The 8,051-nt window shown below is 60.5% G+C and carries 7 protein-coding genes and 2 pseudogenes; 7 read left to right on the top strand and 2 right to left on the bottom strand.

Annotation, left to right across the window (positions count from 1 at the left end):
* Positions 1-650 (top strand): annotated as a pseudogene (locus J7I92_RS23370) (gfo/Idh/MocA family oxidoreductase); the annotation flags it as partial.
* On the opposite strand, the gene J7I92_RS23375 reads toward J7I92_RS23370, so the two are convergent.
* A complete protein-coding gene (locus J7I92_RS23375) occupies positions 636-1,697 on the bottom strand; it encodes an ROK family protein (protein ID WP_396020451.1) in 1,062 nt (353 codons plus the stop codon). The pseudogene J7I92_RS23370 and the gene J7I92_RS23375 sit on opposite strands and share 15 nt — an antisense overlap.
* Before the next feature lie 122 nt (positions 1,698-1,819).
* On the opposite strand from J7I92_RS23375, the gene J7I92_RS23380 reads away from it, so the two are divergent.
* The 6 genes from J7I92_RS23380 (at position 1,820) to J7I92_RS23405 (ending at position 7,418) form a co-directional block, all read left to right on the top strand.
* Positions 1,820-3,127: an ABC transporter substrate-binding protein gene (locus J7I92_RS23380; RefSeq protein WP_214844348.1), complete on the top strand. Its 1,308-nt coding sequence runs from the start codon at positions 1,820-1,822 to the stop codon at positions 3,125-3,127.
* Positions 3,128-3,163: 36 nt separating this feature from the next.
* On the top strand, positions 3,164-4,126 hold the full coding sequence (locus J7I92_RS23385; RefSeq protein WP_214844350.1) for a carbohydrate ABC transporter permease: 963 nt from the start codon (positions 3,164-3,166) through the stop codon (positions 4,124-4,126).
* A gap of 32 nt (positions 4,127-4,158) precedes the next feature.
* Positions 4,159-4,995 (top strand): carbohydrate ABC transporter permease, encoded by an 837-nt coding sequence (locus J7I92_RS24275; RefSeq protein ID WP_285290155.1) that lies wholly within the window; start codon positions 4,159-4,161, stop codon positions 4,993-4,995.
* Positions 4,996-5,104: 109 nt separating this feature from the next.
* Complete coding sequence (locus J7I92_RS24135) at positions 5,105-5,629, top strand: ROK family protein (RefSeq protein WP_214844363.1); 525 nt, start codon at positions 5,105-5,107, stop codon at positions 5,627-5,629.
* Positions 5,535-6,050, top strand: a complete 516-nt coding sequence (locus tag J7I92_RS23400) for an ROK family protein (protein WP_311380476.1) — start codon at positions 5,535-5,537, stop codon at positions 6,048-6,050. The genes J7I92_RS24135 and J7I92_RS23400 overlap by 95 nt, the downstream gene beginning before the upstream one ends.
* A 726-nt stretch (positions 6,051-6,776) precedes the next feature.
* On the top strand, positions 6,777-7,418 hold the full coding sequence (locus J7I92_RS23405; RefSeq protein ID WP_251040379.1) for a plasmid pRiA4b ORF-3 family protein: 642 nt from the start codon (positions 6,777-6,779) through the stop codon (positions 7,416-7,418).
* Between the two features lie 137 nt (positions 7,419-7,555).
* Here J7I92_RS23405 and J7I92_RS23410 read toward each other — a convergent pair.
* Positions 7,556-8,051: pseudogene (locus J7I92_RS23410) on the bottom strand (alkaline shock response membrane anchor protein AmaP); the annotation flags it as partial.

The raw sequence follows: 8,051 nt of genomic DNA on the forward strand, positions 1-8,051 counted from the left end.
TCAAACCGGAGAACAGGCCGGAGAATTCAGCCCGTCGCTGCCTCGACTGCCCCTTGGTGGACAGCTGCGCATATTCGGCGCCCAAAATTTATCGCCGCTTCCTCGGTGATCCCGTAGGTGAGCGTTGGCCCTTGGCGGTGCTAACTCCGGAAGTCGACGAAGCGGCCGTTATGGAGGCCTTGCGGGACGGCCCCTACGGCCAATGCGTGTACAACGGGGACAATGACGTCGCGGACCATCAGGTGGTCAATCTTGAGTTCGACGACGGGGCGACAGCTTCGATTACCGTTTCGGCATTCACGCCGCTGGACTTCCGCAAGACGAGGATCATGGGCACTGAGGGCATGATCACTGGTGACGGCCAATCTCTGGTGATCGATGACTTCCTGACCGGGGCCTCACGGACGCTGGATCTCGCCCAGCAAGGGGGGGCGTCCGCGGCCGACGGGCACGGTGGCGCCGATGATGAATTAGTCGCCGCATTCCTCGGCGCCGTGCGTGCCGGGCTTGCGGCCAGGAAAACGGGTGTGCTGGATCAGGGCGGGTTGACCGTGGTCAGCAGCGCTCAGGCCAGTTTCGATTCACACCGCGTTGTGTGGGCCGCCGAGGAGTCCCGCAGACTGGGAACAGTCGTCTCAGTCGAGGCCTGAGAGTCCCAAGATGTGCGTATGGAAGTGTTCGCGGGCAAGGTGAACACCTCCCGTGGCCACTGCGCCGGTGCCGAGTGCGGAGAGTTGTACTGACGGAACATAGACGCAGTACTTGTCCAGCTCCGCCCGGACGGCCGCCAGTAGGGCCGGGCCTTGATTGCGGAATTCTCCTTGAATGACGACGGTCTCCGGGTCGACAGCCAGCACAAGGGCTGAGATGCCGGTGCCCAGGGCGTGCCCGTACTCGGTGATGTCCTTCTTGCCGGGGGCATCGGCCCATTGAAGCACGGGAAGGGCGCCTATTTCTCCTGCAGCCCCGTGACGACCGCGAAGCAGGGACCCGTTGATAATCAGACCCGACGATATCCGTCGGCCGGTGGTGACCACTACCACCGACCCGGCTTGGCTGGATGCGCCTTCACGGTGCTCGGCCAGAGTGGCCAGATTTGCATCGTTTTCAACCAAGGCGGCAGTTTCAAGGCTCCGAGAGAGCTCCCTGGCAAGATCCAGTCCTACCATGTCAGGCACGACTACCGAGCGCTGAATAACGCCGTCAGCTGACACCACACCTGGGAACCCGCACCCTAGTGACCAGATGCGCGACCCGCGAAGCCCCGAGCCGATGACGGCCAGACGGACTTCCTCGATGATCCGGTCCAGGTCCAGACTCTTCGTGGATACCGTATCGAGACGCGAGAGGTGTTCATGGACGACGGCGCCCCGGGCGTCGGCGATTTTGACGACAATCTTGTGGACACCCACATCAAGCCCGACCAGAATTCCAAAGTCATTGCGGAATCGAAACCGCCTGGCTGGTCGTCCCAGACGACCGGTTCCGGACATGCCCGGGGCTAGCTCCTCCACCCACCCCTGTTCCATGAGTTCAGATAGCGCTGCCTCCACGGTAGGGCGGGACACTCGCGTTCTCCTGACGATGACGGCCAGTGTTTCCAACGAATTGGACTCAACTAGGGCGCGCAGGACGAGGCGTCGGTTCAAAGTCCGCAGCAGGCCCGGGTCGCTGGGGGATGGAAGTTCAAAGGTCACCGCACGATTCTACTGATAACCAGCGGAAAGTTGTGTTCAGCCTCTCACTTGACACGCCCCCTATCAAAGATCATCATTTATGTAATGTTCTTGCATAAAGCCAGAATACTCGAAGGAGAACTATGAAGAAGTCAATCCTGACGCTTCCGGCCCTGGGCTTCGCTGCAGTTGTGGTCATGAGCGCGTGCGCACCGGGCAGCTCCTCTCCAGCGTCCTCCACGACCCCGGACTCCGTTTCCACCCAAATCCCTACCTCGGATGTTGCCATTGAACTGGCCACCACTCCGGAGTCGGGGGCTGCAACCAAGAAGATAGCCGAGGCATTCACCAAGCAGCACCCCAATGTGACCGTGAACGTTACGGCCACGAGTTTCGAAGACTACAACAAGGGCATAAACCTCCAGCTCGACTCCGACAAGGCACCGGACATCGCCCTCATCAACGTTGTGGGCAACACGGTGAAGAACAATCTGGTTCTCGACTTAGATGATTACAGCAACTCCTATGGCTGGGAGAAGGTATATTCCTCTTCCGGGCTGAGCCAGTGGCGTGTAGCCGAGGATGGCAAAACTCTCGGAACCGGTCCGCTCTACGCGGTTCCCTCAGGTTTCTCTGAAGTTGGGCTGTACTACAACAAGGCCTTGGCGGCAAAGATTGGCATTGGTGATGCGCCAAAGACCCTGGCCGATTTCGAAGAGGACATGGCCAAGGCCAAGGCCGCTGACGTCCTGCCGCTGCAGGTCGGCAACGCGCAGGGCCACGCCGCCTTTATCGTGCAGTCCATTGGCCAATCTGTCGACGGGGCGACGAATGCGGCAAAGTGGGCATTCGGCACCAAGGGATCGACCTTTGACACCGAAGGGAACAAACTCGGCGTCCAGAAACTTCAGAAATGGTCCAAGCTCGGATACATTCCCGATGCTGCCAACAGTGTAGATCTGCAGGGCGCGGTCGCCAAATTTGGCGCCGGCGAAGGCCTGTTCTTTGTCGACGGCAACTGGGATGCTTCCAAGATCTCCGACGCCCTCAATGCTGATGCCGGTTTCGCGGTCTTCCCGGGGAAGTCCACTACGGCCATCGGCAGCTCGGTCGGCTACGCGATCTCCGCGAAGTCCAAGAACAAGGACACATCCGCGGCATTCCTAAACTTCATGAACAGCCCGGAAGCGGCGAAGCTGCAGTTCGAGCAGGGCTTCCTTCCCGCAGACACGACGGTCGTATCTGCCACTCCCGGGACTGTCCAGGTGGATCTGCTCAAGGCATTTGGTGAGCTCCGAGATGCCGATGGCATCGTGCCTTTCAACAACAACGCCACGGCCACGATGGACAAGGCGCTGACCGCCGAAACACAGCGACTCCTCGGGGGACAGTCCACCACTGATGAATTCATCAAGGCCATTCAGGACAATTGGACCAAGGTGCACCATTAAAACTGCCGCCGGCCCGACAACGATATTGGATATTTCATGATTACAGAGCCAGCAGCCTCCACCAGGAGACCGGCAAGCACCGACGCCAGCTTCCGCACCTCGCTGGGGGTCGCCAACCGGCGAACGAACCTCCGCCGCCGACGTCAGCGCTTGACAGCGGTTACCTGCCTCGCCCCCGCTCTGGTCTTCTATCTGGCATTCGTTGTCGGGCCATGGCTGCAAAGCGTCTGGATTTCCCTGTTCGACTGGGATGGCATAGGCGACGCGAGCTGGGTCGGTATGGCCAACTATCTGGAAGTCTTCACCGATGCCTCCTTGCGGTCATCCATCGTCAACGCCTTCGGATTTATCCTCTTTTACACGGTCCTGCCGCTGTTTTTCGGCCTCGTCCTTGCCGCGCTGACCTCCGGCGCCCGAGGCAAAGGGCTGGGAATCGTACGGACAGTGCTGTTCCTTCCGCAGATCCTTCCACTCGTTGCCGTAGGTGTAATTTTCAAGTGGGTCTATTCCCCGGACGGGCCGCTGAACCAGCTCCTGCACGCGGTGGGAGCCGGAAATCTTGCGACCGGCTGGCTGGGTGACTTCACCTGGGCTTACCCCAGTGTTGGCCTCGTCGGTACTTGGGTGACGACAGGTTTGTGCTTTCTGCTGTTCCTCTCCGGAATCGGCAAAATTGATGCAAGCCTCTACGAGGCGGCGCGGCTGGACGGGGCCAATCCCGTCCGCGAATTCTGGCACATTACCGTCCCGGGTGTCCGCGGAGAAATCGGCGTCGCCGTCACCGTGACAGTCATTGCCGCGCTTGCTAGTTTCGATGTCGTTTATGTCATGACAGGCGGCGGGCCCGGCTACACCACGATGGTGCCGGGGGTCCAGGTTTACCAGCTGGTATTTACTGACAACCGCGTCGGTGCCGCCAGCGCACTCTCTGTCGTCTTGAGCGTGATAGTCGTGGGAATAGTGGCCGGCGTGAATGCCGTGATTAGGAGAACCAAATGAGCGACATTGCCACGAAACCGCGATCACAGTCTATGGCTGGGCGGCAAACGTCACGGCGCGTAAGCCGGCTATTGCTTTGGGTCGTACTGACGATAGCGGCAGCATCGGTGCTGATACCTTTCGGCGCCATCGTGCTCGCGTCCCTTCAGGACCCGGCATCGTTGACTGTAAGCCTGGCGTGGCCTGACCGGCTCCATTTCGAGAATTATGCCAATGCATGGAGCACCGCGGGATTCAGTTCATTGCTGGGCTCCAGCGCCCTGATCGCGGGTGTTGTCGTCCCTATTGCGCTGTTATGTGCCAGCCTAGCCGGCTACGCTTTCGCAACGGCCCCCTTCCCGGGGAAGAGTTGGCTGATGGGTCTGCTCCTGCTCGGACTGGCCCTTCCCCACGAAGCCATCATCATCCCCCTCTTCTTCGGCATGAAGAGCGCAGGGCTGCTGGATAACCAGTTGGCCGTCATCCTTCCGCTCATCGGAGCTTTCATGCCATTCGGCACTCTTTGGATGAGGTCGCATTTCGAACAACTTCCCGAGGAACTCTCGGAGGCGGCCGAAATGGACGGAGCTTCAACAACTAGGACCATGCTCAGCATTCTTCTGCCGGTGTCCTGGCCCGCACTGACAACGCTGGGCCTGCTCTACTTCATGTGGGCCTGGAACCAATTCCTCCTGGCCCTGATCATGCTCCAGGATCCGGCCCAACGCACCGCCGCCTCCGGATTGGGTAAGTTCGTCCAGCAATATGGAACCAACATCCCATTGCTGGCCGCAGGCACTGTCATTGTCATCGTGCCCATCATCCTGATGTACCTCATCTTCCAGCGGCATTTCATCACGGGCATGGTCAGCGGGGCCGTCAAAGGCTAGACCGCGCCCTCGAACTGCGGGTTTGCGTTCAGCGGCGCCCGAAAACAGCCCGGAACAGGTCCTGCCCAAACAGTGACCGCGGAAACTGCCACCGAGAAGCCCAGGAGATATGGATACCCCAGCCGAGAACCAGAACGTAGTAGTAGCGATCGACATTGGGGGCACCACCATGAAGGGCGCGCTGTTCGCCGTTGACGGACAGTCGCTGGACGAACTATCTGCCGCAACATTCAAGGGCTCAGAAACCCCCTATTCAGTTCTGCTGAGACTGATCGATTCGCTGATCCAGTCGGCTGGAGCGCTTAATGCGAATTTACTGGCCATAGGCATCGGCGCGCCCGGGCTGGTCAATCCAGACGACGGAGTCGTGAGTTACGCATCCAATCTGAAATGGCGCGATCTGCCCCTTCGGGATCTCGTGGCCGAGCGATTTGGTCTTCCCGTCATCATTGATCACGACGCCCGGACCGCGGCACGATACGGAAGCAGAACAACGGCCGGCCCTGAGGAACTTCATCTACATCCCTATCGGAACAGGGATTTCCGCAGCCCTTCACTTCGCTGGGCAGACCTGGCAGGGAGCCGGTGGAGCCGCAGGGGAATTCGGCCATATGATGGTCAACTCCGGCGGTGAACGGTGCACCTGCGGCCAACGGGGCTGTCTGGAGACGTACGCCTCAGCCTCCGCCATCCTGCGCCGATACAAAGCCAGGGGAGGCACCCGGGCGATCACAACGGAACAAATCCCACCCCTGCTGGCCGACGACAGGAGCGCCGCGGCAGTCTGGTCAGAAGCCATCGAAGCCTTGGCACAAGGAATCAGCGCCCTGACTGCGATCTTTGACCCTGAGGAAATCATCATCGGCGGCGGTCTCTCGTTGGCTGGGCCGGCACTGCTGGACCCATTGCGGGCCGCCACGAGCCTTCGCCTTGGCTGGCGAGATGCGCCGCCGATCTCGCTCTCAACAGCCACCTCCCGCGCAGGCCTGCACGGTGCAGGCCTCATGGCCGGTACAGTCCTGTCTCCAGAGCCACGTGCCTCCTATGCAGGCTAAGACTTCTACCATCTTTCCGGGGCAGATTCCCGTGATGCACAACCGATAGAGTGGCAAGGCGAACAAAGTGCAGTCCTCACGACATAATCCCTGGGATCCCGGTACCCGCATCAAGACCCTTACGCGGGAAACCCGGAAGCAGAATGCCAGATTCTTCCAGAATCAGGAACCCGTCCCGACGCACTGCATCACCCATCGGAACCATCATGGAATCGATAGTTGCTGTTCGCACAGGAAACCTCTACGGCCGCGGCCGTAGAGGGCCCGATTTCCAGCATGTGTCCAGCCTCCGTCCTTGCAAATGCACCCGGACATCACGGGATTCCGCGGGACGCGATCTCAAGCTCAGAAACTAGTACGACTTCGTGCTGGAGAACCTTGCCAAGTGCCGCTGGGCGACACGGCTCAACGCCATGCCTTTTAACCTCGCGTTCCATCGCAGTTGTCCGTTCCGGGTTTAAGGGTAACTTCGTTTGACATTGCGTCCAAGGATGTCGTTCCTCGTATCGCACCCGTCGCGCCCCCATGGCGAATCCGTGGCGTCGGTCCAGGCCGGCCCGGGGCCGCGGGGAGGACTGGGCAGGGGGTTTCAGTGCTCGGAGGACATCTCCCCCGTCGAATCTCAAACACCGATAACGGACCTTTCGTCAAGCTACCGCTCCATGGCGGGGGGAGAGGTCACGACGTCTTCCGAGTACGGCACCGGGGCCTGAAAGAATGGCCTGCATGGACAAACTTGAAGCCAGGATAGGCAGTGGACCGGAATCGATCCTGGAGGTTCACGTGGAGCTGATCGACAGCGAGCCTAAAATTTGGCGTCAGCTGGAAGTCCGGGGCTCCATGGCTCTTGACCAGGTACACCTGGTCCTGCAGGCAGCCTTTGGCTGGGAAGACGCGCACCTGCACAAGTTCACAACCGATGACCCCTTCGCACCCCTGCGGCCCGTCAACGGCGAAGTTCCCGAAGTCCTGCAATGGCTTCCCGGGCAGGAGTGCGAAGAACCGCAAGACAGGCCCGAGGAGGATTGCTCCCTGGATCAACTGCTCGCGCTGGGTGCGGGCGCAGCGTTCTACGAATACGACTTTGGCGACAGCTGGCTGCACCGGCTCGAGCTGGTTTCCCGCCGGCCTGCGGAGCCGTCCACTCCATTGGCACGCCTGATTGACGGTGCCCGCCGCGGACCGCTGGAAGATTCGGGAGGATTCCCCGGATACGAGCAGATCATGGACGCCTTGGCGGACCCGTCGCATCCTGACCACGCTGAACACTCCAATTGGGTGGTTGAAATAACCGGATCGGATGAGCCTTTTGACCCTGCCTTCCTGGACATCCCCGCCGTGAACCGGGCGCTGGCCGACAAGTTCTGAGCCACGGGGTTTGGGGAGAACAGGCCCGAGCCCGGTGTCAGGCACAGCCCGTGTTGCGGGGTGCGGCGTTGCAGTAGGGGTGGCTTGTGGAAAAGTGAAATATCCGACACAAAGGTCGTGTTCTTCGACGTGACTTGTTAGTAGATGACGGTTCCGGTGGTCTCCACGGTGGTGCCGGAAACGGCATTGCGGCCGCTGACCTCGAGCTGGATTCCTGTCCGCCGCAGCGGTGTCTCCAAGGCCGTGGAGAGGTCCGGGATGACCCTGGTGTTGATGCTGTGGAGGACGTCCTGGATGTCGGCGCGGTTGTTAACCGTGACTTTCATCGTGAGATCCGGTTCCCTGGCGGTGCCGCGCAGCAGCGCCGAGGAACCCACGACCCCGGGCAGGGTATTGATCTGGTTTTCCACCGCGGCGCCCAGCACCGAGGCATCACATAGCGTGGTTCCAGAGGCTGGGTTCTGATGCAGCCGGTACCTGTCGGCGGGATTCCTTCGTGGAATCTGTGCCAGAATCCACAACAACGCCAGGGCGCCCATGAGAACCCCGGCCACCAGGACAATGGCCGTAACAGAGGCCGGCTCGAAGATCGTGTGCAGGTCCCCTGTCACGACGGGACTTTCTGCAGGGACC

This window comes from Arthrobacter sp. ISL-72 (genome assembly GCF_018613755.1).
In the GTDB taxonomy this organism is placed as follows: Bacteria; Actinomycetota; Actinomycetes; order Actinomycetales; family Micrococcaceae; genus Arthrobacter.

Coding starts and splice junctions, on each gene's coding strand:
- J7I92_RS23380 (WP_214844348.1), top strand. CDS start 1,820: ATGAAGAAGTCAATCCTGACGCTTCCGGCCCTGGGCTTCGCTGCAGTT.
- J7I92_RS23385 (WP_214844350.1), top strand. CDS start 3,164: ATGATTACAGAGCCAGCAGCCTCCACCAGGAGACCGGCAAGCACCGAC.
- J7I92_RS24275 (WP_285290155.1), top strand. CDS start 4,159: ATGGCTGGGCGGCAAACGTCACGGCGCGTAAGCCGGCTATTGCTTTGG.
- J7I92_RS24135 (WP_214844363.1), top strand. CDS start 5,105: ATGGATACCCCAGCCGAGAACCAGAACGTAGTAGTAGCGATCGACATT.
- J7I92_RS23405 (WP_251040379.1), top strand. CDS start 6,777: ATGGACAAACTTGAAGCCAGGATAGGCAGTGGACCGGAATCGATCCTG.